23 protein-coding genes, 1 tRNA gene and 1 riboswitch are annotated in these 25541 nt (G+C 67.9%); of the genes, 9 read left to right on the top strand and 15 right to left on the bottom strand.

All coding sequences use genetic code 11. From position 1 onward, the window contains the following. Positions 1 to 92: 92 nt before the first annotated feature. The 3 genes from trmB to thiS form a co-directional block, all read right to left on the bottom strand. Positions 93 to 827: a tRNA (guanosine(46)-N7)-methyltransferase TrmB gene (trmB, locus tag DX912_RS14420; protein WP_115843481.1), complete on the bottom strand. Its 735-nt coding sequence runs from the start codon at positions 825 to 827 to the stop codon at positions 93 to 95. Continuing rightward, the gene (locus tag DX912_RS14415) at positions 827 to 1633 is read right to left on the bottom strand and encodes a thiazole synthase (protein ID WP_115843479.1); all 807 of its coding nucleotides are present in this window, start codon (positions 1631 to 1633) and stop codon (positions 827 to 829) included. Before DX912_RS14415 ends, trmB begins: the two co-directional genes overlap by 1 nt. Before the next feature lie 181 nt (positions 1634 to 1814). Next, positions 1815 to 2015, bottom strand: a complete 201-nt coding sequence (gene thiS / locus DX912_RS14410) for a sulfur carrier protein ThiS (protein WP_115843562.1) — start codon at positions 2013 to 2015, stop codon at positions 1815 to 1817. Positions 2016 to 2197: 182 nt separating this feature from the next. Between thiS and DX912_RS14405 the strand changes: the two genes are divergently transcribed. From DX912_RS14405 to DX912_RS14380, 6 genes are all read left to right on the top strand, one after another. Continuing rightward, entirely contained in the window at positions 2198 to 4033 is a 1836-nt protein-coding gene (locus DX912_RS14405) for an autotransporter domain-containing protein (protein WP_115843477.1), read from the top strand. 97 nt (positions 4034 to 4130) lie between these two features. After that, positions 4131 to 4204: transfer RNA gene (locus tag DX912_RS14400), tRNA-Gly, on the top strand. Next, positions 4177 to 4791, top strand: coding sequence for an ATP-dependent zinc protease family protein (locus tag DX912_RS14395; RefSeq protein WP_325050585.1), 615 nt, complete (start codon positions 4177 to 4179; stop codon positions 4789 to 4791). The genes DX912_RS14400 and DX912_RS14395 overlap by 28 nt, the downstream gene beginning before the upstream one ends. After that, complete coding sequence (gene rimK, locus DX912_RS14390; RefSeq protein ID WP_115843473.1) at positions 4788 to 5693, top strand: 30S ribosomal protein S6--L-glutamate ligase; 906 nt, start codon at positions 4788 to 4790, stop codon at positions 5691 to 5693. Before DX912_RS14395 ends, rimK begins: the two co-directional genes overlap by 4 nt. Before the next feature lie 458 nt (positions 5694 to 6151). Then, on the top strand, positions 6152 to 6832 hold the full coding sequence (locus DX912_RS14385) for a response regulator transcription factor (RefSeq protein WP_115843471.1): 681 nt from the start codon (positions 6152 to 6154) through the stop codon (positions 6830 to 6832). Between the two features lie 4 nt (positions 6833 to 6836). After that, the gene (locus DX912_RS14380; protein WP_233433601.1) at positions 6837 to 8189 is read left to right on the top strand and encodes a sensor histidine kinase; all 1353 of its coding nucleotides are present in this window, start codon (positions 6837 to 6839) and stop codon (positions 8187 to 8189) included. Positions 8190 to 8258: 69 nt separating this feature from the next. On the opposite strand, the gene DX912_RS14375 is transcribed toward DX912_RS14380, so the two are convergent. The 6 genes from DX912_RS14375 to metK all read right to left on the bottom strand — a co-directional run bounded on the left by DX912_RS14375 (position 8259) and on the right by metK (position 14571). Continuing rightward, a complete protein-coding gene (locus DX912_RS14375; RefSeq protein ID WP_115843467.1) occupies positions 8259 to 9170 on the bottom strand; it encodes a branched-chain amino acid transaminase in 912 nt (303 codons plus the stop codon). Between the two features lie 84 nt (positions 9171 to 9254). Then, a complete protein-coding gene (locus DX912_RS14370) occupies positions 9255 to 9863 on the bottom strand; it encodes a hypothetical protein (RefSeq protein WP_115843465.1) in 609 nt (202 codons plus the stop codon). Positions 9864 to 9928: 65 nt separating this feature from the next. Then, on the bottom strand, positions 9929 to 10546 hold the full coding sequence (locus DX912_RS14365; protein ID WP_115843463.1) for a hypothetical protein: 618 nt from the start codon (positions 10544 to 10546) through the stop codon (positions 9929 to 9931). A gap of 86 nt (positions 10547 to 10632) precedes the next feature. Beyond that, positions 10633 to 11460: a methylenetetrahydrofolate reductase [NAD(P)H] gene (metF, locus tag DX912_RS14360; RefSeq protein WP_115843461.1), complete on the bottom strand. Its 828-nt coding sequence runs from the start codon at positions 11458 to 11460 to the stop codon at positions 10633 to 10635. A gap of 144 nt (positions 11461 to 11604) precedes the next feature. Continuing rightward, positions 11605 to 13050: an adenosylhomocysteinase gene (gene ahcY / locus DX912_RS14355; RefSeq protein ID WP_115843459.1), complete on the bottom strand. Its 1446-nt coding sequence runs from the start codon at positions 13048 to 13050 to the stop codon at positions 11605 to 11607. Between the two features lie 72 nt (positions 13051 to 13122). Next, positions 13123 to 13217, bottom strand: a riboswitch (S-adenosyl-L-homocysteine riboswitch). A 133-nt stretch (positions 13218 to 13350) separates the two neighbouring features. Beyond that, entirely contained in the window at positions 13351 to 14571 is a 1221-nt protein-coding gene (metK, locus tag DX912_RS14350; protein WP_115843457.1) for a methionine adenosyltransferase, read from the bottom strand. Between the two features lie 239 nt (positions 14572 to 14810). On the opposite strand from metK, the gene olsF reads away from it, so the two are divergent. From olsF to DX912_RS14335, 3 genes are read left to right on the top strand one after another with little or no spacing between them, the layout of a single operon-like run. Continuing rightward, complete coding sequence (gene olsF, locus DX912_RS14345) at positions 14811 to 16556, top strand: bifunctional ornithine lipid synthase OlsF (protein ID WP_181902845.1); 1746 nt, start codon at positions 14811 to 14813, stop codon at positions 16554 to 16556. After that, positions 16553 to 17374, top strand: coding sequence for a UDP-2,3-diacylglucosamine diphosphatase (locus DX912_RS14340; RefSeq protein WP_115843455.1), 822 nt, complete (start codon positions 16553 to 16555; stop codon positions 17372 to 17374). The genes olsF and DX912_RS14340 overlap by 4 nt, the downstream gene beginning before the upstream one ends. A gap of 56 nt (positions 17375 to 17430) precedes the next feature. Beyond that, complete coding sequence (locus tag DX912_RS14335) at positions 17431 to 18504, top strand: metal-dependent hydrolase (protein ID WP_115843453.1); 1074 nt, start codon at positions 17431 to 17433, stop codon at positions 18502 to 18504. Positions 18505 to 18647: 143 nt separating this feature from the next. On the opposite strand, the gene DX912_RS14330 is transcribed toward DX912_RS14335, so the two are convergent. The 6 genes from DX912_RS14330 to DX912_RS14305 form a co-directional block, all read right to left on the bottom strand. After that, positions 18648 to 18965 carry a hypothetical protein gene (locus tag DX912_RS14330; RefSeq protein ID WP_115843451.1) on the bottom strand — a complete coding sequence of 106 codons (318 nt, stop codon included), beginning with the start codon at positions 18963 to 18965 and terminating at the stop codon, positions 18648 to 18650. Positions 18966 to 19182: 217 nt separating this feature from the next. Further along, positions 19183 to 20019, bottom strand: coding sequence for a class I SAM-dependent methyltransferase (locus DX912_RS14325; protein ID WP_115843449.1), 837 nt, complete (start codon positions 20017 to 20019; stop codon positions 19183 to 19185). Positions 20020 to 20097: 78 nt separating this feature from the next. Continuing rightward, complete coding sequence (dusB, locus tag DX912_RS14320; protein ID WP_115843447.1) at positions 20098 to 21108, bottom strand: tRNA dihydrouridine synthase DusB; 1011 nt, start codon at positions 21106 to 21108, stop codon at positions 20098 to 20100. A gap of 79 nt (positions 21109 to 21187) precedes the next feature. Continuing rightward, on the bottom strand, positions 21188 to 22270 hold the full coding sequence (locus DX912_RS14315) for a PepSY-associated TM helix domain-containing protein (RefSeq protein ID WP_181902844.1): 1083 nt from the start codon (positions 22268 to 22270) through the stop codon (positions 21188 to 21190). An 18-nt stretch (positions 22271 to 22288) separates the two neighbouring features. Continuing rightward, entirely contained in the window at positions 22289 to 24430 is a 2142-nt protein-coding gene (locus DX912_RS14310) for a TonB-dependent receptor (protein ID WP_115843443.1), read from the bottom strand. Positions 24431 to 24571: 141 nt separating this feature from the next. After that, the gene (locus DX912_RS14305; protein WP_115843441.1) at positions 24572 to 25540 is read right to left on the bottom strand and encodes a ribokinase; all 969 of its coding nucleotides are present in this window, start codon (positions 25538 to 25540) and stop codon (positions 24572 to 24574) included. Between the last annotated feature and the right edge of the window lies 1 nt (position 25541).

Below are 25541 nucleotides of genomic sequence, written 5' to 3'. Positions count from 1 at the left end.
TGGGGATTCGCAAAGGCAGGCATTCGGGCCTGCAGCGTTGCCGGCGTGGACGCAGCTATGGTGGCGGGCGGTTTCCAATCTCGAATCCCGAATCACGAATCCCGGCTTCTGTCGTACAGCAGATCCCACACGCCGTGGCCGAGTTTCTGGCCGCGGGTTTCGAAATGCGTTTGCGGTCGCCACTGCGGCCGCTCGACGCTGCCGCGCGGACCGGCGCGATTCACCAGGCCGGGCGTGGCATCAAGCACGTCCCACATCTGCTCGGCATAGTCCTGCCAATCGGTGGCGAGGTGCAAGCGGCCGCCCGGCGCCAGTTTGGCCACGAGCAGGTTTGCGAACTCCGGCTGCACCAGCCGGCGCTTGTTGTGCCGCTTCTTGTGCCAGGGATCGGGGAAGTAGATGCGGATCTCGTCGAGCGCGCCGTCGGCGATCTCGTTGCGCAGCACTTCCACGGCGTCGTGGTGGTACAGGCGCACGTGCTGCGCTTCGTCCTGCGCGAGCGCGTTGAGCAGGCGGCCGACACCGGGCGCGTGCACCTCGATGCCGATCAGGTCGCGCGCGTGGTCGTGCTGTGCGGCAAAGCGGAGCGCCTCGCCGTTGCCGAAACCGATCTCCAGCACGCGCGGCGCGTTGCGGCCGAAGGCGGCGTCGAAATCGCGCGGTGTGCCGGTGTAGTCGAGGCCGTAGCGCGGCCACAGCGTGTCGAACGCGCGCTGCTGCGCTTCGGTGAAGCGGCCCTGGCGCAGCACGAAACTGCGAACCTGGCGACGGCCTTCCTCGAGGGTGAAGGGCTTGGGCGGAAGCTTGCCCTTGGGGGTGTCGCTCATCACCCGATGAGTCCGTCGACCGGGCTCGACGCCGAAGCAAAGCGCTTGCGCGGGATGCGGCCGGCCTTGAACGCGGCGCGACCGGCATCGACGGCGAGCTTCATCGCGTGAGCCATCAGCACCGGATCCTTCGCGCCGGCGATCGCGGTGTTCATCAGCACGCCGTCGCAACCGAGCTCCATCGCGATGGCCGCATCGGACGCCGTACCCACGCCGGCGTCGACGATGATCGGCACCCTGGCGTTCTCGACGATCTCCAGCAGGTTGTACTTGTTCTGCACGCCCAGGCCCGAGCCGATCGGCGCGGCCAGTGGCATCACCGCGACGCAGCCGATCTCTTCCAGGCGCTTGGCAAGGATCGGATCGTCGGAGGTGTAGACCATGACGTCGAAGCCGTCCTTCACCAGCAGCTCGGCGGCGGCCAACGTCTGCACGACGTCGGGGTAGAGCGTCTTCTGGTCGCCGAGCACTTCCAGCTTCACCAGCGTGTGGCCATCGAGCAGTTCGCGCGCGAGGCGGCAGGTGCGCACCGCGTCGTCGGCGGTGTAGCAGCCGGCGGTGTTGGGAAGGATCGTGTAGCGATCGGGCGGGAGGACGTCGAGCAGGTTCGGCTCGCCGGGGTTCTGGCCGATGTTGCTGCGGCGGATCGCGACGGTGACGATCTGCGCGCCGGCGGCTTCGGTGGCCAGGCGGGTCTGCTCGAGGTCGGTGAACTTGCCGGTGCCGGTGAGCAGGCGCGACGCGTAGGCCTTGCCGGCGATCACCAGCGGTTCGGCCGGAAACTGGGGGGAGTGCGGGGCGGTCATTTCGCTAGTTTAGCAGCCGGGGTGATGGCAGCCCGGCGTGCTGGTGCGCGGGAGAAGCACCGCGTTCTGCGTGGGCATCGCAGGCACCCATGGCGACGCCATGGCTTCGGATCGCCCGGCCCGTCCATCCATGGACGGTCGTTCGGCCGCGCGCGAACCGGTGGTTCGCAAGCGCGCGGCCTCACCCGCCCCCAAGGGCGTGCACGATCTCCACCCGATCCCCATCGCTGAGCGCGTGTTCGCCATGCCGCCCACGCGGCACGATTTCGCCGTTGACCTCCACAGCGACGCGGCGCTCGCCCAGGCCCTCGGCCTGCACGAGCTGGAGCACGGTGGTCTGCGCCGCGATCGCGCGCGGCTCGCCGTTCAATTGGATCTGCATTCGCGTATTGTCGCCGCTCGCCGCAGTGGCGGGCCAGTCGGCACGGTTTTTGACGCAGTGCGGCGTGAGTGCGTTCACGCCGCGTGGTTCGATGCCGCCATCCGCGGGCGTATGTACTCCCGGATCCGCCTCCCACGGCGTCACCGCACGTCCATCAAAGCTCATCCACCAAGGAATCGAAGATGACCAAACCCGTCCGCTCCGTGCTCGCCGCGGCCCTTGCGTTGGCGACCGCGCCGGCTTTCGCGCAGGACTATTCGCAGACCGTGTTCTTCGGCGACAGCCTGACGGACGCGGGTTACTTCCGCCCGGCGATCATCGCCCAGGCCGGCTCGGCCGGCGCGCTGCTGGGCAAGTTCACGACCAACCCGGGCCTGGTGTGGTCCGAACAGCTGGCGACGGAGCTGGGCACCAACGCCAGCCCGTTCAACGCCGGCGGCACCAACTACGCCATCGGCGGCGCGATGGTCAGCACCGACCGCGCCGGCCTGACCGCGCAGCTGCCGACGCTTTCCGTGCGTTCGCAGATCACGCGCTATCTCGCCGCCAACGGCGGGGCCGCGGATCCGAATGCGCTCTACACCGTGTGGGGCGGCGCGAACGACCTGTTCGCCGCGGCCGCCGCTCCGGCGTCGGCGCAGGCGATCGTCGGCGCGGCGGTCACCGGCCAGGTCACCAACGTCATGACGCTGCAGAACGCCGGCGCACAGTACATCCTCGTGCCGAACGTGCCTGACCTCGGCATCACGCCGCAGTTCCGCGCGCAGGGCGCTGCGGGCGCGGCCGCCGGCACGGCGCTGGCGACGGGCTACAACAACGGTCTGTACGCGGGCCTGGCGTCCGCCGGCGCGCGCTTCATCCCGGTCGACACCTTCCACCTGCTGCAGGAAATCGTCGCCAACCCGGCGCCGTACGGCTTCACCAACACCACCGGCACGGCCTGCAATCCGCAGATCACCGCGCAGTCGATCACCTGCAACCCGGTGACGCCGGGCAGCATGGTCTCGCCGGATGCGGCGAACACCTACGTCTTCGCCGACGGCGTGCATCCCTCGTCGCGTGCCCACGAGATCGTCGCCGACTACGCGCTGTCACTGCTCGAAGCGCCGCGCCAGATCGCCGTGCTGCCGCATAGCGAAGCGATGGTCGGTCGCGCACGTGCCGAACGCGTCGGTGCGCAGGCGGCCACGCGTCCCGAGGGCGACGGCATGCGCTGGTGGGCCGACGTGCGCGGCGATTCGCAGCGCTACGGCGGCGGCGACAACTACGACGGTTTCGGCCCGACGCTGACCGCCGGCCTCGACTGGGCCAGCGGCAACCTCGTCTACGGCGGTTTCGCCGGCTGGGGCCAGCAGAAGATGGACTGGGGCCTCAATCGCGGCCAGTTCGACCAGGACGACGCGACCCTCGGCGGTTACCTCGCGTGGTCGGCCGGTTCGGCGTGGATCAACGGCCAGCTGAGCTACACCTGGGTCTCCTACGACATCGACCGTCGCGTGAACCTCGGTCCGACCTCGCGCGTGCACAGCGGCTCGGCCGACGGCACGAACCTGACCGCCGCGTTCGCGGCCGGCTGGAACTTCGGCGAAGGCTCGCTCAAGCACGGCCCGGTGATGCAGCTGGTGTCGCAGACGATCGAAGTCGACGGCTTCGACGAGAACAGCAACGAGTCCACCGCGCTTTCCTTCGGCGACCAGGAATTCGATTCGCTGATCGGCAGCCTCGGCTGGCAGGTCAACTACGCGATCAACGAGCACCTGCAGCCGTACGCCAAGCTGACCTACGACCACGAGTTCGAGGATGCCCCGAAGGAAGCCACCGCCTCGCTGCGTTCGCTGCCGGGCGTCGGCGCGTACGCGGTTCGCGGCCTGGAATACGACCAGGACTACGGCACGCTGGTGATGGGCGCGCGCACGGAGCTGTTCGGCCTGCGCACCGACATCGGCGCCAACGTCACGGTCGGCCAGAAGGGCGGCAACGACGCGACGCTGTTCGTCAGCTTCGGCGGCGGCTTCTAAGTCGACGACGACACGCTGAACCGGCACGCGGCGCCGCGGGGAAGTCCCGGCGCCGCGTTGCCAAGCCTCCGTGCGGAGGCATAGACTTCATCGCGACGCGGGTGTAGTTCAATGGTAGAACTGCAGCTTCCCAAGCTGCTAGCGTGGGTTCGATTCCCATCACCCGCTCCAAACAATTGCGACGGCGGCCTGCTTTACAGTGGCCGCCGTTTTTGTCTTTCAGGCGAGGTCCTGGAGGCGCGATGGCAAGCAAGATCGTGCTCGGCTGGCGTGAGTGGATAGCCCTGCCGGAACTGGGTATCGAACGGTTGCGGGCGAAGGTGGACAGCGGCGCGCGCAGCTCCGCGCTCCACGTCGACACGCAGTGGCGGTTCACCGAACGCGGTAGTCCGTGGGTGGGTTTCTGCCTGAGTCCCGGGCACGGCGCGCGCGTGATCGAAGCGGCGGCTCCGGTGTTCGACGAACGCGAAGTCACCGATTCGGGCGGCCACTGCACGCGCCGCGTGTTCGTGCGCACGACGCTGGCGGTGGCCGGCATCGAGCGCGAGATTGAAATCAATCTGTCCGATCGGCGCGGGATGCTGTTCCCGATGCTGCTCGGCCGTACCGCGCTCGCACGTGCCTTCACGGTCGATCCGGGACGATCCTTCCTGCACGGCCGGCTCAGCCGGCGCGAGCCGGGTGTCATCTCGCGTCCCGCCGCTCCCGGCGAGGCGCTTCCCTTTCCCACTCAGCCCCCACACCGCCGCCCTTCATGAAACTGGCGATCCTCTCGCGCAACAGCAAACTGTATTCGACGCGCCGCCTGGTGGAAGCCTCGCGCGACCAGGGCCATAGCGTGCGCGTGCTCGACCCGCTGCGCTGCTACATGCGCATCGCCAGCGACGGATTCAGCATGCGCTACAAGGGCAAGCCGATTTCCGGCTACCAGGCGGTGATCCCGCGCATCGGTGCGTCGATCACGCGCTACGGCTCGGCGGTGCTGCGGCAGTTCGAACTGATGGGCACGCTTACGCCCAATTCGTCCGACGCCGTGTTGCGCGCGCGCGACAAGCTTCGCTGCCACCAGCTGCTCGCGGCCGAGCGCATCGGCCTGCCAACCACGGTCTTCGGCGACAACCCCGACGACACGCACGACCTGCTGTCGATGCTCGGCGCGCCGCCGCACGTCATCAAACTCAACGAAGGCACGCAGGGAGCGGGCGTCATGCTCACCGAGAAGCCCTCGGCGTCGCAAGGCGTGATCGAAGCACTGCGCGGCCTGTACGCGAATTTCCTGGTGCAGGAGTTCATCGAGGAAGCGCGCGGCGCCGACCTGCGCTGCTTCGTCGTGGGCGGTCGCGTGGTGGCGGCGATGAAGCGGCAGGCGCCGAAGGGCGACTTCCGTTCGAACCTGCATCGCGGCGGCACCGCCAAGGGCGTCAGCGCGAGTGCGGCGGAAGAAGATGTCGCGATCCGCGCCGCACGCGTGCTTGGCCTCGGCATCGCCGGCGTGGATCTCATCCGCTCCAAGCGCGGTCCGCTGGTGCTGGAGGTCAATGCATCGCCGGGACTGGAGGGCATCGAGGAGGCCAGCGGCGTGGACGTGGCCGGCGAGATCGTCACCTACCTGGCCGAGCGCGTCCGGCGGAAAGCCGCGAAACGGGCCGCCGCCCGCTGAGTCCGGTGTTCGCGGCGAATGACGGCACGTTCGGCGAACTTCGGCGATTGGGGCGGGTTCAGCGGCTATTTTCGGAGCTGAATAACATCGATTTAACGGGCGTTTTTAACGACCCTTTAATCGAAATCGGCGTAGCCTGTCCCTACCGCAGCACTGCCGCTCTTCCTCGTCAGCAACAGGTCGATGCAGGTTACGGTAATCGGGGCAATACCTTTTTGGCCCAGGCACGGTGGCCCCGTGTCTGGGCCTTTGTTTTGGCTGCTCTCCGTCCGAGGCTTCGTTTCGCGTCATGGCAAACGTGCGTTGCGACGTCAGCGCGCGGTGATCGGCGCACTCCAGCGGCTCTGGCAGAATCGTTAAGCTCCCCGGCAACGCCATCGCGCGCGCATTCAGTTCTCGCACTTCCGGAACTGCCGCGGCGCACGCCGGTCGAAGGCCCATTACCCAGGAAAGGTCACATGCGCATTCTCGTCATCGAAGACAACCAGGACATCGCGGCGAACCTCGGCGACTTTCTCGAGGACCGCGGCCACACCGTCGACTTCGCCGCCGACGGCGTCACCGGCCTGCACCTGGCCGTGGTCCACGACTTCGACGCGATCGTCCTCGACCTCAACCTTCCGGGCCTCGACGGCCTGGAGGTCTGCCGCAAGCTGCGCAACGAAGCGCGCAAGCAGACGCCGGTGCTGATGCTCACCGCGCGCGATTCGCTGGAGAACAAGCTAGCCGGCTTCGATTCCGGCGCCGACGACTACCTCATCAAGCCCTTCGCGCTGCAGGAAGTGGAAGTGCGCCTCAACGCACTCTCGCGCCGCGGGCGCGGCGTGCAGACGCGCGTGCTCAACGTCGCTGACCTGGAATACAACCTCGACACGCTCGAAGTCCGTCGCCAGGGCAAGCTGCTGCAGCTCAACCCGACCGCGCTGAAGATCCTGCAGGCGCTGATGGAAGCCTCGCCGGCCGTAGTCACGCGCCAGGAACTCGAAACACGCGTGTGGGGCGAGGAGCTTCCCGATTCGGACAGCCTGCGCGTGCACATCCATGGCCTGCGCGCCGTGGTCGACAAGCCCTTCGACGTGCCGCTGATCCAGACCCGCCATGGCATCGGTTACCGCATCGCCGCCCCCGACAACGGCTGACCGGATGGCCGAAGCGTCCCCGCAGGAGCCCACGCCGCCGCGCAGGCGAACGCGCTACCGGCGGCAGCTTCGCAGTCGAATCATCCTGGCCTTCGTGCTGCTGGGCTTCGGCCTGACGGCGATGTTCGCGTGGGCGACCAACTGGACGCGAAACCGCGTGGAGAACCAGCTGGTCGAGGACGTGATGAACCGGAACATCGAAATGGCCGCGCGCCAGTTCGAACTGGATCCGGAGAATCCGCAGTTCGCCGTCGACCAGATCCGCGCCTACGTCTATCCGATCGACAAGATCGATTCGGTGCGCGTGAACTGGCCGGAGTGGTACGAACTGCGCGACGGCATCTACGGCATGACCGGCGTCGCCAACGGCGAGCCGTTCGCGTACAAGCTCGCCGTGCGCAAGACGCCGAAGGCGTGGTTCTTCCTCGCCTACGACATGTCGCAGGCGACGCGCGGCGAGGCGCAGTTCCAGCGGGCGATCTGGGCCGCGGTGTTCCTCTTCACCCTGCTGTCGTTGCTGGTCGGCTGGTGGTCGGCCTCGCGCGTGATGAGCCCGGTGACCGAACTGGCGAACCGGCTCAAGCAGTCCGGCCGCAGCGCCGAGCCCGAAGGCTTGGCCTCGCATTTCCCGAGCGACGAAGTCGGTCAGCTCGCCGAAGCGCTGGACGATTACGCCGAACGCCTGACCGAAGTGGTGCAGCGCGACCGCGAGTTCAACGCCGACGTGAGCCACGAACTGCGCACGCCGCTGGCGGTGATCAAGGGCGCGGTCGAATTGCTGCTGTCGCGGCCCGACGTCGACGAGAAGACGCGCAGTCGCCTTCAGCGCATCCAGCGCGCCGAACAGCAATGCACGGACCTGATCAGCGCGCTGCTGCTGCTCTCGCGCAACGAGCGCGGCCACGGCGCGACGGACGTGGCGAAGGTCGCCGAACAATTGCTCGACGCGCACCGCGCGCAGCTTGGCGGCAAGCCCATGGAGCTTCGCGTCGTCGGCGAGCCGAGCTTGATCGTCGATGCGCCGGAAGCGGCGGTGTCGGTCGCGCTGGGCAATCTCATCGGCAACGCGGTGAAGTACACGACCGAAGGCGAGGTCGAAGTGCGCATCGGCAAGCGTTCGGTGGACGTGGTCGATTCCGGACCCGGGCTCAGCGAGGAAGATGCGGCGAAACTCTTCCAGCGCGGCTATCGCGGCACGCACGCCGGGCATTCGCAGGGCGGCGGCATCGGCCTGTCGATCGTGCGACGCCTGTGCACGCTGTACTCGTGGGAAGTGCAGGTACGCCCGGGCAAGCCGCGCGGCGTCATCGCGACGCTCACGTTCGATGCGCCCGTGCTTTCGATCGGCAAGGCATAAGGCCTGCAAGCCGCACGAAACAAAAAAGGCGCCTTGCGGCGCCTTTTTCGTGAGCGGAAGCCGGAGCGCTTACACCGCCTCCAGCCAGCCGTACTTGTCCGGCGTCTTGCCGTCGAACAGGCCGAAGAACAGCTCCTGGATGCGGCGCGTCACCGAACCCGGCTTGCCGGCGCCGACCTGGCGGCCGTCGACCGAGCGGATCGGCGTGATTTCCGCCGCGGTGCCGCACATGAAGAGCTCGTCGCACAGGTACAGGTATTCGCGCGGCAGGTCGCGTTCGATCACTTCGATGCCGGCGTCGCGGGCGAGGGTGATGATCGTGTTGCGCGTGATGCCGTTGAGCAGCGCCGCGCTCACCGGCGTGGTGTGCAGCGCGCCATCGAAGACGAGGAATAGGTTTTCGCCAGCGCCTTCCGACAGCAGGCCGGTGGACGCGAGGGCGATGCCTTCGCCGAAGCCGAGGCGACGCGCCTCGCGCGCGACCAGCTGGCCGGACAGGTAATTGCCGCCCGCCTTGGCACCGGCCGGCAACGTGTTCGGGGCGAAGCGCTGCCAGCTCGACACGCAGGCGTCGATGCCCTGTTCGAGCACGCTCGCGCCCAGGTACTGGCCCATCTTCCACGTGGCGACGGCGACGTCGGTCGGCGTGTCGGCCGACAGCCCGAAACCGCCCAGGCCGCGGTACGCGACGGGACGCAGGTAGTCGGTGGTGTTCTCGTTGGCCTTGAGCACTTCGCGGCAGGCCGCGTTGATCTGCTCCAGCGAGTACGGCATCGCCATGTCGTAGATCTTGGCCGAGGCGAACAGGCGCGTGTTGTGGTCGGTCAGGCGGAAGATCACCGGGCCGTTGGGCGTCTGGTAGCAGCGGATGCCCTCGAAGACGGACGAACCGTAGTGCAGCGCGTGCGACATCACGTGCGTGGTGGCCTCGGCCCAGCGCTTGATCGCGCCGTTGTGCCAGATCCAGTCGGGGTATTGCATCGCGGCCGTCCGTCAGGGGAAACCGCTATTGTGCCTCGCGGCGCCCCCGCTTCCCAAACCGCCGGGCTTGCCGGTCCGGGCCGCTCAGCCCTTGATCCACCAGCAGCCGAAGTGCTTCTGCAGCCCGAACACGGTCCGCGACGGGGTGATCCCGTTTTCCTGCGTCTGCTCGACACGCACCGCGACGGGCGTGCGCGGACGCGGTGGCGCGGCGGGCGCCTCGGGGGCGGCGGGCGACGCCTCGACGTCGGTGAAGGCGGGGTAGGGCGGCGGGTCGTCGACGACCGGTGCGACCTCCTCCGGCATTACCGGAACGATGTCCACCAGCGGCCGCTGGACGATCGCATCGAGCCGTTCCATCACGTTGTAGGCCGTGCTGCCCGACATGCCGGTCCAGTGGTAGACGCCGGCCAGCCGGTTCGCGTCGTGCGCGCTGAAGGCGGTGTTCATCTCGAACAGCAGGTCGTCGATGTTGCGGGCGCAGCCGGGCGCGCGCTTCTTTTCGACATTGCCCACGACCGGGCGCTGCTCCGTCTGTTCGACGCCGCCGACTTCCGCGCATCCGCGATCGGTGAACACGCTCTGCCCGTCGGGCAACACGCAGTGGCGGACGTCGGCCGCGGCCGGCGCGCACCAGGCGAGCAGGACAAACGCGGAGAGTGCGGCGATCGAGCGAAAGTACGGGGCGTGCATCGGCGCAGCCTAGCGGGACGGCGCGCCCGCAGACAGTGCGTGCATCGCAGTCCCGGCGCCGGCGTTCAGAAGCGCACGAAATAGCAACCGGCGTAACGCTCCACGCCGACTTCCATCACGCGTTGCGGGCGATCGAAGGTCAGCTGCATCGCGCCGCCGCTTCCATCAGCCAGTCCCGGCCAGAAGCTGGCGTCGACCAGCGACGTGCGCGCGAGCTGCATCAGCCGGTTCATCACGACCTGCGCCTGGCGGTGGCGCAGGCCGGGCCAGTGCACGCTTTCGGCGATGCGGTTCACGTCGCCCATGGCGAAGGAGGCCAGCAGGTCCATCGACAGTTGCCCGGGGCTGCGCGCGCATCCGGCCTGCGGCGCGCGACGCACGCGGATCGCGGTCGACAGCGATCGCGCACGCGACGAGTCCGCATTGAACACCGCGTCGTCCATCGCAAGGCGGTTCAGCAGTTCGGTCGACATCGGCGCGGGCTTCGCATCGAATGCGGCGCACGCGCTGTCGGTATAGACGGCCGAGCCGTCGGGCGCTTCGCAGCGATGAAGGCCGCCTGCTGCGTGCGCGGGGGCGAGTGCGCACAACAGCAGCAACACCGGACTCCAGGCGGCCATCGCGCGTGTCATGCGATGGCGCAGCGCGCGATTGATGCGCGCGCGGTGGTGGAACGTGGTCATGTCGGTTCCCGGGGGGAGCGGGTGCGCTCATCGTCCGCCCGGAACCGTCAATGTCGCGTGTGAGATTCCCGCGTTTTCCCGCGGATTCAGCGAATCCGCGCGAGTACCGACAGGGTCGGTTTGGTCAGGTTCAGCGTGTAGAAATGCAGGCCCGGTGCGCCGCCGTCGATCAGGCGCCGGCACATGTCGGCAACGAAGTCGGCGGCGAAATCGCGGATCGCTTCGACGTCGTCGCCGTAGGCCTGCATGCGCTTGCCGATCCAGCGCGGGATCTCCGCGCCGCACGCATCGGAGAAGCGACGAAGCTGCGAGAAGTTCGAGATCGGCATGATGCCCGGCACGATCGGAATGTCGACACCGAGCTTGCGTGCGTCGTCGACGAAACGGAAATACGCGTCGGCGTTGTAGAAATACTGCGTGATCGCGCCGTCCGCGCCGGCATCCACCTTCGCCTTGAAGTGGCGCAGGTCGGCGAGCGCGTCGTCGGATTGCGGATGGCACTCGGGATAGCAGCCGACTTCGATGTGGAAATAGCCGTCGTGCTCGCGGCGGATGAACTCCACCAGCTCGGTCGCGTAGCGGAAATCCCCGGTGTGGCCCATGCCCGAGGGCAGGTCGCCGCGCAGCGCGACGATGCGCCGGCAGCCCATCGCCTTGTAGCGCTCGAGCAGTTCGCCGAGCTCCTCGCGTGTGCCGCCGACGCACGACAGATGCGGCGCCGCGTCCAGCCCATGTTCGCGATGCAGGCGCTCGACCGTTTCCGGCGTGTAGCTCAGCGTCGAACCGCCCGCGCCGAACGTGCACGACACGTACTCGGGCTTTTGCGATTTCAACTTCGCCGCGGTCTTGTCCAGTTGCGCGCGCTGCTCGTCGGTCTTGGGCGGATAGAACTCGAAGCTGATGGGCGTGGGCATGCGGTCCGCTCGCGGAGGGTTCGGGAGAGTTTATCTCTTCATCGCGATGAATTGAACGGACTTGGGCGGCGCGGGAGGCCGTCCAAAAGAAAACGGGCGCCGAAGCGCCCGTTTTCGTGCATCGCGATGCGATACAGCCGGGGATCAGTAGCGGTAGTGGTCCGGCTTGTACGGGCCTTCGACCGGCACGCCGAGGTAGGCAGCCTGCTCGTCGGTCAGAGTGGTCAGCTTCACGCCGATCTTCTCCAGGTGCAGGCGCGCGACTTCCTCGTCGAGCTTCTTCGGCAGGATGTAGACCTTCGGCTCGTAGCTGTCCTTGTTCGCCCACAGGTCGATCTGCGCGAGCGTCTGGTTCGAGAACGAGTTCGACATCACGAAGCTCGGATGGCCCGTGGCGCAGCCCAGGTTCACCAGGCGGCCTTCGGCCAGCAGGAAGATCGAGTTGCCGTTCTTGAAGGTGTACTTGTCCACCTGCGGCTTGATGTTCAGGCGCGTGGCGCCCGACTCGTTGAGGCGGTCGACCTGGATCTCGTTGTCGAAGTGGCCGATGTTGCAGACGATCGCCTGGTCCTTCATCTGCGACATGTGCTCGAGCGTCAGCACGTCTTTGTTGCCGGTGGTGGTGACATAGATGTCGCCACGGCCCAGCGTCGATTCGACGGTGTTGACCTCGAAGCCTTCCATCGCCGCCTGCAGGGCGTTGATCGGATCGATCTCGGTGACGACCACGCGCGCGCCGTAGGCACGCAGCGAGTGCGCCGAACCCTTGCCGACGTCGCCGTAGCCGCACACGACGGCGACCTTGCCGGCGAGCATCACGTCCATCGCGCGCTTGAGGCCGTCGGCCAGCGACTCGCGGCAGCCGTAGAGATTGTCGAACTTGCTCTTGGTGACCGAGTCGTTGACGTTGATCGCCGGCACCAGCAGCTTGCCGGCTTCGGCCAGCTGGTACAGGCGGTGCACGCCGGTGGTGGTCTCTTCCGAGACGCCCTTCCAGTCGCGCACGACGGTGTGCCAGAAGCCCGGACGCTCGGCATGCACCTTCTTCAGCAGGTTCTTGATGACCTGCTCTTCGTGGTTGCCCGACGGGGTGTTGACCCAGTCGCTGCCGTTCTCGAGCTCATAGCCCTTGTGGATCAGCAGCGTGACGTCGCCGCCGTCGTCGACCACCAGCTCCGGGCCGAGGTACTTGTCGGCGCCCGAACCCGGGAAGGTCAGCGCGGCGAGCGTGCAGTCCCAGTATTCCTCCAGCGTCTCGCCCTTCCACGCGAAGACGGGCGTGCCCGACTTGGCGATGGCCGCGGCGGCATGGTCCTGCGTCGAGAAGATGTTGCACGAGGCCCAGCGCACGTCGGCGCCGAGGTCGCGCAGCGTCTCGATCAGCACGGCGGTCTGGATCGTCATGTGCAGCGAGCCGGTCACGCGAACGCCCTTGAGCGACTGCGCGGCAGCGTACTTCTTGCGGATGGACATCAGGCCCGGCATCTCGTGCTCGGCGATGTCGAGCTCCTTGCGGCCCCAGTCGGCCAGCGAGATGTCGGCGACCTTGTAGTCGCCTTCGGTCGAGAAGGTCTTGATCTGTGCGTTCATCAGATTGCTCCGGTTTGTTTCCCGTTCTCCCGCGAGGGAAGAGGGTGGGGTGAGGGCAGGCCGCGAAGGCTGCCAAACCGGGCGCCGTTGTTCGTGTAGGTCCTGCCGAGCCTGATTCCGGGAGCCACGCGATGGTGGGATCCGGACTTGCAGCGCCCCTCGGCGGGAACGCGACATTCTAGCCGTTCACGGGACGTGATGAGTGAATCCGGACGGGTCGCCCGGCGCTTCCCGCATCAATGAAAAAAGGCCGCTTTCGCGGCCTTTTTCCATGTCGCAGCCCCTCGCGGGACGCGGCGCTTACTTCAGCTTCGCGTCGCTGCGCAGCGCGTCGGCGCGGTCGGTCTTCTCCCACGAGAAGGCCGTGGCGGTCTGCTTCTTGCCGGCGCCGTCGACGTAGGTCACTTCCTTCGGCTTGCGGCCGAAGTGGCCGTAGGCGGCCGTGTCCTGGTAGACCGGGTGGATCAGGTCGAGCATCTTCACGATGCCGTACGGACGCAGGTCGAAGTGCTTGCGGATCAGCTTCTCGATCTTCTCGTCCGGGATCTTGCCGGTGCCGAAGGTGGTGACCGAGATCGAGGTCGGCTCGGCCACGCCGATGGCGTAGGAAACCTGCACCTCGCAGCGGTCGGCCAGGCCGGCGGCCACGATGTTCTTGGCGACGTAACGCGCGGCGTAGGCTGCCGAACGGTCGACCTTCGACGGATCCTTGCCCGAGAACGCGCCACCGCCGTGACGGGCCATGCCGCCGTAGCTGTCGACGATGATCTTGCGGCCGGTCAGGCCGCAGTCGCCCACCGGGCCGCCGATCACGAAGATGCCGGTCGGGTTGATGTGGATCTTGTTCTTCGGCAGCGACTCGAGCCACTTCTTCGGCAGCACCGGGCGCAGGATGTTCTCGTACACGCCTTCGACCAGGTCCTTCTGCTTGATGCCCGGATCGTGCTGCGTCGACAGCACGACGGCGTCGAGGCCGGCGACGTTGTGGTTGGCGTCGTAGCGCAGGGTGACCTGCGACTTCGCGTCCGGACGCAGCCACGGCAGCGGCGAGTTCTTCTTCTTGCGGATCTTGGCCTGCTGCTCGACCAGGCGGTGCGAGTAGTAGATCGGGGCCGGCATGAATTCCGGCGCCTCGTTGCAGGCGTAGCCGAACATCAGGCCCTGGTCGCCCGCGCCCTGTTCTTCCGGCTTCTTGCGGTCGACGCCCGCGGCGATGTCCGGCGACTGCTTGCCGAGCATGTTGATGATCGCGCAGGTGTGGCCGTCGAAGCCGACGTCGGAATTGTTGTAGCCGATCTCGTTGATGACGCGGCGGGCCAGCGACTCGATGTCGACCCACGCGGTGGTGGTGACCTCGCCGGCGACGATGGCGGCGCCGGTCTTCACCAGCGTCTCGCAGGCCACGCGCGCGCGCTTGTCCTGGGCCAGGATCGCGTCCAGGACGGCATCGGAGATCTGGTCGGCGATCTTGTCCGGATGGCCTTCGGAGACGGATTCGGAGGTGAACAGGTAGCTGGACATCGAGGTCAATATCCCTTGATTCGGATGAAAGGATGGCCGGGCATGATACAGGCTTGTCCCGGTCGGCGCATTGTGCGCCACGGAGATGTTGCGCGGTGGTTAAGCGCGAGCCCGCCGTGCCGGGCTTGCGGCCGCCGGCGCGGCTGTCACGGTCCTGACGCGAAACCGCCACCGCCCTGTCGCCGGGGCATCCCAACCTTCCGCGGCGAAAGCCCCGCCGGGGCGATCCGCGCCGACGCATGCCACTCGAACGCCGCCTGCAAGAACGCTTTCCGCACTGGTTCCGGGGACGCCGTGCGAACGTCGCCCGGCCCCTGCTGCGCACGATCGGCCGCTGGTCGCGCTTCGACCAGGTCGAGGCGTTCCTGTCGGCCAACGGCCGCCTGCGCGATTTCGACTTCGTCGCCGCCGGGCTCGATCACCTGCAGGCGCGCTACGTGGTCGATGCCGCGGAACTGGGGCGGATTCCCGCCACCGGCCGGCTGCTGATCGTCGCCAACCATCCGTCCGGCGCGCTCGACGCGCTGGCGCTGCTGGACGCCGTCGGCCGCGTGCGGCGTGACGTGCGCATCGTCGCGAACGACCTGCTCGGCGCGCTGGAGCCGCTGGCGGGCCTGCTGCTGCCGGTGCGCATCCTGGGCGGCCGCCCGACACCGCAGAGCCTCGCCGCGATCGACGACGCGCTGCGCGCCGACCAGTGCGTGATCGTGTTTCCGGCCGGCGAAGTGGCACGGCTCGGCCTGCGCGGCGTAACGGACGGACGCTGGCGCCGCGGTTTCCTGCGTTTCGCGCGCACGGCCGATGCGCCGGTGTTGCCGGTGCGCATCGAGGCGCGCAACTCGGCGCTGTTCTATGGCGCGTCGGCCTTGTTCAAGCCCGTCGGTACCGCGTTGCTGGCGCGGGAGATGTTCGCGCGCCGTGCGCACCGCATCGCGCTGCGCATCGGCCATCCGCTGACGCTGCCAGCGGAGGGCGACCCCCAGCAACTGCTGCGCGAGGTGCGCCGCGAGCTGTTCTCGCTCGGCCGGCGTCGCGCGGGCCCGCATGCCGCGCCTGTCGAAACGAATGTCGTCCCGCTCATCGCGCCGCTGATCGATCCAGTCGATGCGACGCAGGTGCGCGAGGGCATCGAAGCGCTGGCGCTGCTCGGCCGCACCTTCGACGGCAAGCAGATCCACGTCGGGCGACTCGCCGCCGGCTCGCCGCTGTTGCAGGAAATCGGTCGCCTGCGCGAACTGACGTTCCGCGCGGTGGGCGAGGGCACCGGCCAGCGGGTGGACGTCGACCTCTACGACAGCTGGTACGAACACATCGTGCTGTGGGATGCGGAGGTGTCGAAGATCGCCGGCGCATATCGCATCGCGCGCGGCGCGAGCGTGCTGGGCGAACGCGGCCTGGCCGGCTTCTACACCGCCTCGCTCTTCCAGTACGCCGACGACGCGGTGCCGCGGATCGCGCAGGGCATGGAGCTGGGGCGCAGCTTCGTCGTGCCCGATTACTGGGGCAGCCGCAGCATCGACTACCTGTGGCAGGGCATCGGCGCGTACCTGGGCAGGCATCCGAATGTGCGCTACCTGTTCGGGCCGGTGTCGATCAGCGCCGCGCTGCCGGCCGCGGCGCGCGAGCAGATCGTCGCGTACTACGCGCGCTACTACGGCAGTGAGGCCACGCGCGCGGTATCGCGACAGCCCTTCGTCTACCAGGCCGCGCCGCCGCAGTTCGGCGAGGTCGATGCGGGCACGGCGTTCCGCGTGCTGAAGACCAACCTCGACGCGCTCGGCGCCACGCTGCCGATGCTCTACAAGCAATACACCGACCTGTGCGAGCCGGGCGGCGCGCGCTTCCTCGCGTTCGGCGTGGACCCGGCCTTCAGCGATGCGGTCGACGGATTGATCGAAGTCGACCTGGACCTGCTTCGTCCGAAGAAACGCGAACGCTACCTCGGCGTCGCGCCCGCCCACCCGTGCATGGAGACCGCAGGATGACGTCGATGCCGACCGTGTTGCCGCCGCGCCGTCGCGCGGTCTTCGTGTCCGACGTCCACCTGGGCTCCAAACACTGCCACGCCGCCGAATTCGCCGACTTTCTCGCCGGACTTCGCTGCGATCGCCTGTACCTGGTCGGCGACATCGTCGACCTGTGGTGGATGGCGCAACGCCGCGCGCGCTGGGGCGCGCCGCACAACCGCGTGGTCGAGGCGCTGCACGCGCTGCGTCGCAGCGGCACCGAACTGATCTACGTGCCGGGCAACCACGATCGCCCGATCCGCCGCTTCTGCGGTCTCGCGTTGCCGCGCATGCGGGTGCGCCGACGCATGGTGCATGTCACCGCCGACGGCCGCCGCCTGCTCGTCACGCACGGCGACGACTACGACGGCATCACGCATTTCGGCGGGCTGCAGGAGCAGTTCGGCGACTGGCTGTATTACCGCATCCTGACGGGCAACCAGTGGCTCAACCGGGCGCGACGCCTCGCCGGCCAACGCTACTGGTCGCTATCGGAATTCCTGAAGCGGCAGAGTGGCGCGGCCGAGCGTTACATCGAGCGTTTCGTCCATGCGGGCCTGGACGATGCGCGGCGTCGCGGCCTGGATGGCATCGTCTGCGGCCACATACACCGCGCGGCGCTCATCGAGCGCGACGGCCTGATCTACGCCAATGACGGCGACTGGGTCGAAAGCCTCAGCGCGCTCGCGGAGGATCCGGATGGCACGTTGCGTCTCCTGACGCATACGGGCGAGACGCGCGCACTGATCGAACCGCGTCATCGTTCCGAGGCGATGGAGCAGCCGCGGGCAGCGTGAGTCCGCCGGCTCGCCGCGGTGACGACCTGGCGTCGGGAAGCCGCTAGCATCGCCCGATGGATTCCTTCACGCAGATCGTCCTCGGCGCGGCCGCTGCCGCCGCCATCGCCCCGCCTCAACACCGTCGTGCCGCACTGCTCGCAGGAGCAGCGCTCGGCACCTTGCCCGACCTCGACGTGTTGCCCATCAACCTGATCACCGACGACCCGGTCGCGCGCATGACCTGGCATCGCAGCTGGAGTCACTCGCTGCTGGTGCTGCCGTTCGTCGCGTGGGCGCTGTGGGCGTGGTTCCGTTCGCGCGGCGGCCGTGTGGCCCAATCGCCAACGCGGTGGTTCTGGGCGATGCAGGGCGCATTGTTGACGCATCCGCTGCTGGACGCCTTCACCGTCTACGGCACGCAGCTGCTGTGGCCGTTGCCGACGCAGCCGGTGATGTGGTCCAGCGTGTTCATCATCGATCCGCTCTATACGGTGTGGCTGCTGCTCGCGTGCGTCGTCGCGTGGTTCGCGCGCGAGCGCCGGATCGTGCAGCCAGCGCTCGTCGCAGGTCTGGCCTTGAGTTCGCTGTACCTGGGCCTGTCGCTCGTCGCGAAACACCAGGTCGAACGCGCGGCGGAACAGGCGCTGGCGTCGCGGGACCTCGCGACCGCGCCGAGGTTTTCCGGGCCGATGCCGTTCAACATCCTGCTGTGGCGCGTGGTGGCGATGACGCCGGATGGCTTCGTCGAAGGCGAACGCTCACTGGCGGCCGACTCGGGACCGATGCAGTTTCGCCGTCACGCATCGGATGTCCCCGCGATGGAGCAGGTGCGCGACTTTCCCGCCGTACAGCGGCTGCAGTGGTTCAACCGCGGGTTCATGAAGGCGCAGGTACGCGAAGGCGAACTCGTGCTCTCCGACCTGCGCATGGGCGCCGAGCCCGACTACAGCTTCCGTTTCGCCGTCGCGCGCAAGGACGCGGACGGCAGCTGGACGCAAATCCCACCGCGACAGCTGCAGTGGCCGTGGGAAGCCGGGCGTCGCCTGCGCACGATGTGGGAGCGCATCTGGCACGAACCCGCAGACGGAACCGCTGCGGCCGACGCCGACGGCGTGACGATCGAACGATCCCCAGGATCTGGAAACTGAAAAGGCGAACATTGCCGCCGGGGCCGCGTGGCGTGCACACGCGGTCCCTTCAGGCGGACGTTGAGCTTTTCACTTTCAGCACCTTGTGAAGGACGAAACCCGGCCGGTCCGGAGCGCGCGCGTCGCGTGCGCCCCGAACCGACTCACAGCGCGTTATGCGCTTCCAGCAACGCGTCGTCGATCTGCACGATGTACTCGTTGCCCTTGGCGTCGTGCAGCGCGACGGCTTCGCCGTCCATGAGGCGGTTGTAGTTGTCCTTGCCGATGGCGGCGACGAACTTGTCGAGCGCGCGATCGTAGGTATACGGATACTCGGCAAACGCGGTGCGATTGCCGACGATCATCGTGACCTTGCGCTCGGACAGTCCGGTGATCTTCGACAGATCGCCCACCGGATCGGCGGCCCATGCCGGCGCCGTTACCGCCATCGCCAGCGCGATGAATGCAATCTTGGCTTTCATGTGTGGCCTCCTGGTCCGCCGGGGCGCTGCGGTGGCCCGCAGAGGGGACGCCCCGACGCTTGCAGGTTGGGTCATGCGGACCAGAAAAACATCGGCCGAAGGGGGCTGTTACTTTCGACCTGCACCGCTCGTCGCGAGCGCGACGAGCGCACATGCGCATGAAGGTTTCATGCGAAAGCGCTTCGCCTTCTTCACCTTTCTCACGAAACCGGAAACTTCAGTAAACCACCGCGCGCGCCTGCACGAACGCATAGAAGAACACCGCGTTCGGATCGTTCTGCACCTGATGCATTTCGCGCCGCATGCCATCGACGACGTCCTGCGTGACCTTGCCGGCCTGGATGAGCTGGTCGGCGGCGGACAGCAGCAGCTCTTCCCAGAACGCGATCATCGTCTTGCGCCGCGCGGGTTCGCGGTTGTCGAAATAGAACGTCTTCACGTCGGTGGTGACGTCGCGGAACCCACCGGCCAGCAGCAGGTTGCCGAGCTTGGCGCCGACGAACGGATCGCCGCCGCTGTCGTACTGGAAATCGTTGAAGGCCATCCAGTAACGCCAGACGTTCGGCGAATACGGGTCGAGCAGGAACGAGGAGTTCATCACCTCGGTGATGTACACCGGCGAGCCCGGCGCGAGCACGCGACGCACCTCGTTGAGCACGCGCGCCGGCGAGGGCACGTGCTCGAGCACCCAGCACAGGAACGCGGCATCGAAGGTCCGCGGTTCGAACGGCAGGTTCGTCGCGTCGGACTGGTGCAGTTCGTAGCGTCCCTTCAGCCACGGCATCGCCTCGAGGTTGGTGCGGGCCGCATCGAGCTGCGCCTCGTTGAGATCGACGCAGGTCGCGTGCAGTTCGGGGAAGCGGCGCAGCAGGATCTCCGTCTGCGCGCCGACGCCGCTCCCCACTTCGAGCAGCCGCCGCGCGTTGCTGTAGTCGATGTCGTGAAAGATCGTCGACTCTGCCAGCCGGGCCTGCTTTACCAGGCGCGCCTGTTCGGTCGAGGAGAAGCCGTGCAGATAGGGGAAGTCGGAGCAGGAAGACGACGTGTCGGACATGGCCGCACCCTTGGCGTTCGGATGCGCAGATGCTCGCACGGGAGAAGTTAAGGGCGGGCCGTGGTCGCGGCCTTGCGCCTACGCTGCCACGCCCAGCGGCTGCACGCCCGCGATCAGCGCATCGAAGTAGTCGCGCGTGAGCGACAGCTGCGCTTCGGCAGTCTCCGCACGATTGACCACAGCGCGGAACGCCGCGTTCTCCGGCCGGTCCTTCGCGTACCAGCCCAGGTGCTTGCGCGCGATGCGAACGCCGGAAGTCTCGCCGTAGAACGCGTGAAGGTGTTCCAGGTGCCCGAGCAGCACGTCGCGCACCTCGGCCAGCGTCGGCTCCGCAAGCACTTCGCCGTGTTCGAGGTAATGCGCGATCTCGCGGAAGATCCACGGCCGGCCCTGCGCGGCGCGGCCGACGAGCACTGCGTCGCAGCCCGTATGCGCCAGCACCTGCGCGGCCTTCTGCGGCGAATCGATGTCGCCGTTGGCGAACACCGGGATCGACAGCGCGGCCTTCACCTCGGCGATCGTGTCGTACTCGGCGACGCCGGAGTACTGCTGGTCGCGCGTGCGGCCGTGGACGGCGAGCGCGGCGATGCCGGCGTCCTGCGCGATGCGCGCGATCTGCAGCGCGTTGCGCTGGCCTTCGGCCCAGCCGGTGCGGATCTTCAGCGTGACCGGCACGTCCACCGCGCGCACGACGGCGTCGAGGATGCGCGCGACGAGTTCGGGTTCGCGCATCAGCGCCGAGCCCGCCCATGCGTTGCACACCTTCTTCGCGGGGCAGCCCATGTTGATGTCGATGACCTGCGCGCCGTGGTCGACGTTGTAACGCGCCGCGTCGGCCATCACCTCGGGCACCGTGCCGGCGATCTGCACGCTGATCGGCGACGGTTCGCCGTCGTGGTCCATGCGATGGCGCGACTTCGATGTCGACCAGAAGCGGGGATCGGACGTCGTCATCTCCGACACGCACAGCCCGGCCCCCATGCGCTTGCACAGGATGCGGAAGGGCTTGTCGGTCACGCCCGCCATCGGCGCCAGGACGACGCGCGGGGCGATCTCGTGCGGACCGATGCGGAAGGAGGGGGCGGACATTGGGTCGATTGTACCGGCCCCCAACCGTCATCCCGGCGAAGGCCGGGACCCGGGGCCCCGAACCATCCGCGAGCCCGGATCAGCGCTTCCCGCGCCGCCGCCGCCAGAACAGGAAACCGGTGACCAGCAGGAACATCGGCAACAGGCCGGTGAACGCGGTGATCCATTTCATCGCCGTGCCGCCCACCGCGCCGACGTGCAGCGGGTAGAACGCCTGGCTCATGCGCATGCCGAGCTTGTGCGTCGTCGCGTCGAAGGCCTGCACGACGCGGCCATCGCGCGACATCACCACCGTGCTGCGGCCGACGGGGTGCCATTCGTCCTTCGCCTGCAGGCGGAACGACACCGCGCCTTCACTCGCATCGGGCACCGACACGCGCGCCAGCCGCGCATCGGGAATCGCGACGCGCGCGTTCGCGATCGCGGTCGTCCAGTCGATCGCCGCCTCGCTGGCAGGCAGTTCCGGCGCCTTCACGTTCTTCCCGCCGAGCGTTGCCGTCAGTGCCTTCTGGAAGGCCTTCGAATACACCATGCCCACGCCGGTCACCGTCGCCAGCAACAGCAACGGAAGCAGGATCACGCCGGTGCTGCGATGCCACGTGAGCCAGCGCCGTACCGGCGGGCCGGCGTGCATCTTCAGCTGCGCAATGAGGCGCCCGCGCTTCGGCCACCACAGGTACAGGCCGATGAGGATCATCGCCAGGCTGATGCAGCCGATCACGCCCCACACTTCGCGCCCGGTCTTTCCGCCGAGCAGGTCGACGTGCCATTCGTGCAGCCACAGCAGCACGTCATCGTGCTGGCTGCGATAGAGCAGCAGCGCGCCGTCCTCGGGGGCGAAGTACTGGCGGTGGCCGTCCTCGAAATACGCCTGCCAGACCGGCAGTTCATCGCGTGGAACGTCGAGCGAGCGCATGCCGTCCGGGCCCCAGCGTTCGATCAGCTGCGCGAGCACGCGTCCATCGGCAACGGGCGCGTGCTGCGCGAGTTGCGGATGCTGCAGCTTGAGCAGGTCGACATGGAACACCAGCACCGTGCCGGCGAGCGAGGCCAGCGCGAACACCAGCCCCGCCGTCAGCCCGGTCCACAGGTGCAGCCAGGACAGCACCGCCCGCAGCCGCCGTTTCGGCACTGCTTTCGTGGCGGGCGTTGTCGCGGCCATGTCCATCGGAGCGATTTATCAGAACCGGTGCGACCAGCCCACCGTCAGCACGCGACCGCGGCCTGCGGTGTAGGTGTCGGCGCGCGGCGTGGTCTGCGAGTAGTACGTCGTGTACTGCTCGCCGCACAGGTTCTCGACGCCGACGTTCAACGCACCCAGCGGCAGCTGGAAGCGCGCCTGCAGGTCGACCGTCGTGTAGCCCTCGAAGTCGTCCGGCAGCGTGGTGCCGCGATAGTCGAAATCGCGATCGAACGAATGGCTGGCCTGCAGGCGCGTGGAGATCGCCTGTGTCCACGTCTGGTCCCAGAACGCGGTCGCTCGGTCGGGCGCGACGTTGATGCCCGGAAGGTCGCTGTCGACGCGATCGTCGCCGTTGCTGTCGTAGCGGCCGTCGGTCTGCGCGTACGCCAAGCCGATACGCGTGGCATCGGTGAACTGGTAGGCGACGCTGCCTTCGAAGCCGTCGATCTCGGTGCGCTCGCGCACGACGTTGTACGTCTGCGTCGCGTTGTCGAACGCGAGGCGCGAACCGAGGTCGGAATCCGACCAGTACGCCGCCAGGTGCACCAGCCAGCGGCCGTTGTCGTAGTCGAGGCCGATTTCCTGGTTGTCGGCGATCACCGGCTGCAGGTCGACGAGGGTGTCCACGCGCTGGTTCGGCGTGTTGATCGCGCGCAGCACGCGGCCGATGTCGGCGACCGTATAGCCTTCCGAATACGACGCGTAGAGCTTCAGCGCGTCGGTGGCTTCCCACACGATGCCGACGTTGGGCAGCGTTTCGCTGGTTTCCGGCGAGCCGCCTTCGACCAGGTAGCGGCGACCGTGCACGGCAGGCGCGAGGCGCTGGTCGGGAATGGTGAGGTAGTCGTCGACGTCCAGCTTGCCGCGCTCGTGGCGCAGGCCGCCGGTGAGCATGACCGAGTCGGCCACCCACCATTCCAGCTGCACGAAGGGCGACACCGATTCGTACGAGGTTTCCGGCACCCAGTCCATGCCGGCGCGCACGAGTTCCTGCGAGGTGGTGTCGCGCGCGATGTCCAGGCCGACCGTGGCGCGCAGGCGCAGGCCGAACAGGTCGCCGCGCGACCAGCTGAACTTGCCGCCCAGCTTCTCGGAGAGGTTCTGCGACTGGTCGAACCAGTTCGGATCGCGGCCGTCGCCCCAGAAATCGCCCCAGTAGCTGCCGCCGTAGAGGGCTTCGAAATCGACCCAGTACAGCTGCGCCTGGAAGTAGCCGCCGGCAAGCGCCTTGTCGGTGTAGTCCAGCGTCAGCGACGTGGAGCGGTTGCGCGGGCCTTCGCCGATGCTGCCGCCGCGCGCGGACGTCGCCAGCTGGCCTGTCGCGGGGTTGCCGTTCACAGCGTGGTAGTTGTTGTTGCCCTGCAATTCGTAGCGGTTCGCGCTGAGCTGCAGGCGGCGGGTTTCGCCGAAGTTCCAGCCGGCCTTCGCGAAGAGGTTGTAGCTCTCCGCGTCCATCAGGTCGCCCTGCACGTCGTTGACCGCGATGGAGTCGCCGTCGCCGTCGTAGTACAGGCCTTCGCTGGCGAAGGACGCGCCGCCGACGAAATCGAACGCACCCGAGCGCGTGCCGAACAGATACGAGGCGCGATAGCCGGTGCTGTCGCTTTCGTGCGGGACGGCCGTCGATGCGGCGACGGAGACGTCCTGGAGCGTCGCGCCGTCCTCGCGCGGCGCGCGCTTGGTAATGATGTTGATGATGCCGCCCGACGCGCCCAGGCCCTGCAACGCGTTGGCGCCGTGGATGACCTCGATGCGTTCGATCATCGACGGATCGATGGTGTGACCGTCGCGGCCGCCGTCGCGCAGCGGCGTGGATTGCGGCACGCCGTCCACCAGGTACAGCGGCTTGCGGCCGCGCAGCGTCTCGCCGCTGTTGGTGAGCTTCTGGCGGGACGGCGCGAAGGACGGAATCAGGTTCGCCAGCACCTGCGAGACGTCCTGAGTCAGCGCGAGCTGTTGCTGCAGCTGCGCCTGGTCGATCACCGTGATCGTGTTGGGCAGCGCGGCTTCGGAATCGGGAACGCGGCTGGTGCTGGCCGAGACGGTGACGCGATCGATGTCGGTGGCCTCATCGGCATGGGCGACGGGCACGACAAGGGCGGCCAGCAGGGCGCTGGCGAGGGCATGGCGGCGGAGCATCGTGGGATCCGGGACTTTCGAAGCCCGCCATGGTAATGCGAATAATTCTTATTTGATAGGGCGCGGGTTTGTGGTAGCGTCCGGGCAGGCGCGCGCATCCCGCGGTGAAAGCCCCTCTCCCGGTGGGAGAGGGCTCAAGCGTCAGCTGAAGCGCTTCCGCACATCCACTTCGCGCGGCATCGAAGCGGCTGCGCCCGCGCTTTCCGTCGACAACGCCGCGTACCGGTTCGCGTAGTGCAGGTGGTCGGCGAACGCCGCCTCCGGCCGCAGCGCCCACGACGCCGCGAGCGCCCCGTTGAACGCATCGCCGGCGCCGGTGGTGTCCTGCGGCTGCACCTTCGCGCCGGGCACGCGGTAATGCGTCTGGGCATCGCGATGCAGCGCGTTCTCGGCGTGGGAAACGAAGCACCCCGCCGCGCCCAGCGTCACGACCACCGTGCCGTGCGGCAGCAGGCGGCGGCACCAGGCGTGCAGCGTGTCGTCGCCCTGCGTTGCGACGATCGACGCATCGACGCGCTCACCGACGTGCCGTTCAAGCTGCGCGCAGAACTCGCTTTCGTTCGGCGTGATCACGTCGCTCAACGCGAGCAGCGAAGCCGGCACCCGCGCGTCGGCCGGCGCGGGATTGAGCATCGTGCGCACGCCGCCTTCGCGTGCGATCGCGAATGCTGTTTCGATCGATGCCAGCGGCGATTCCAGCTGCGCCAGCAGCACGTGCGCGCCGTGAATGACGTCGCGTTGCGACTGCACGAAATCGACGGGCAGGTCGGCGTTGGCACCAGGGCCGATCACGATGGAATTGCGGCCGTCGTGATCGACGTAGATGCCGGCGGTGCCGGTCGGCGCCTGGCTGGAGTGCTCGCGAAGATCGAGCCCATCGGCGGTGGCGAGTGCGCGTGCGAGCTGCCCGCCAAGGTCCTCGCCAAGCGCGCACACGAACGTCGTCGCCGCGCCCGCGCGGACCGCGGCGGTGGCCTGGTTGAAGCCCTTTCCGCCGGGGCCGGTGTGGTACTGCCCGCTGAGCGTCTCGCCCGGCCGCGGCAGCGCCGCGACGGTCCACACGTGGTCGACGTTGAACGAACCGACGACGACGACGCGCGCAGCCGTCATG

Source organism: Lysobacter soli, assembly GCF_003382285.1.
GTDB lineage: Bacteria > Pseudomonadota > Gammaproteobacteria > Xanthomonadales > Xanthomonadaceae > Lysobacter_J > Lysobacter_J soli.
The sequence above is the reverse complement of the archived record's forward strand: the minus strand, read 5'-3'. Positions and strand labels throughout refer to the sequence as shown.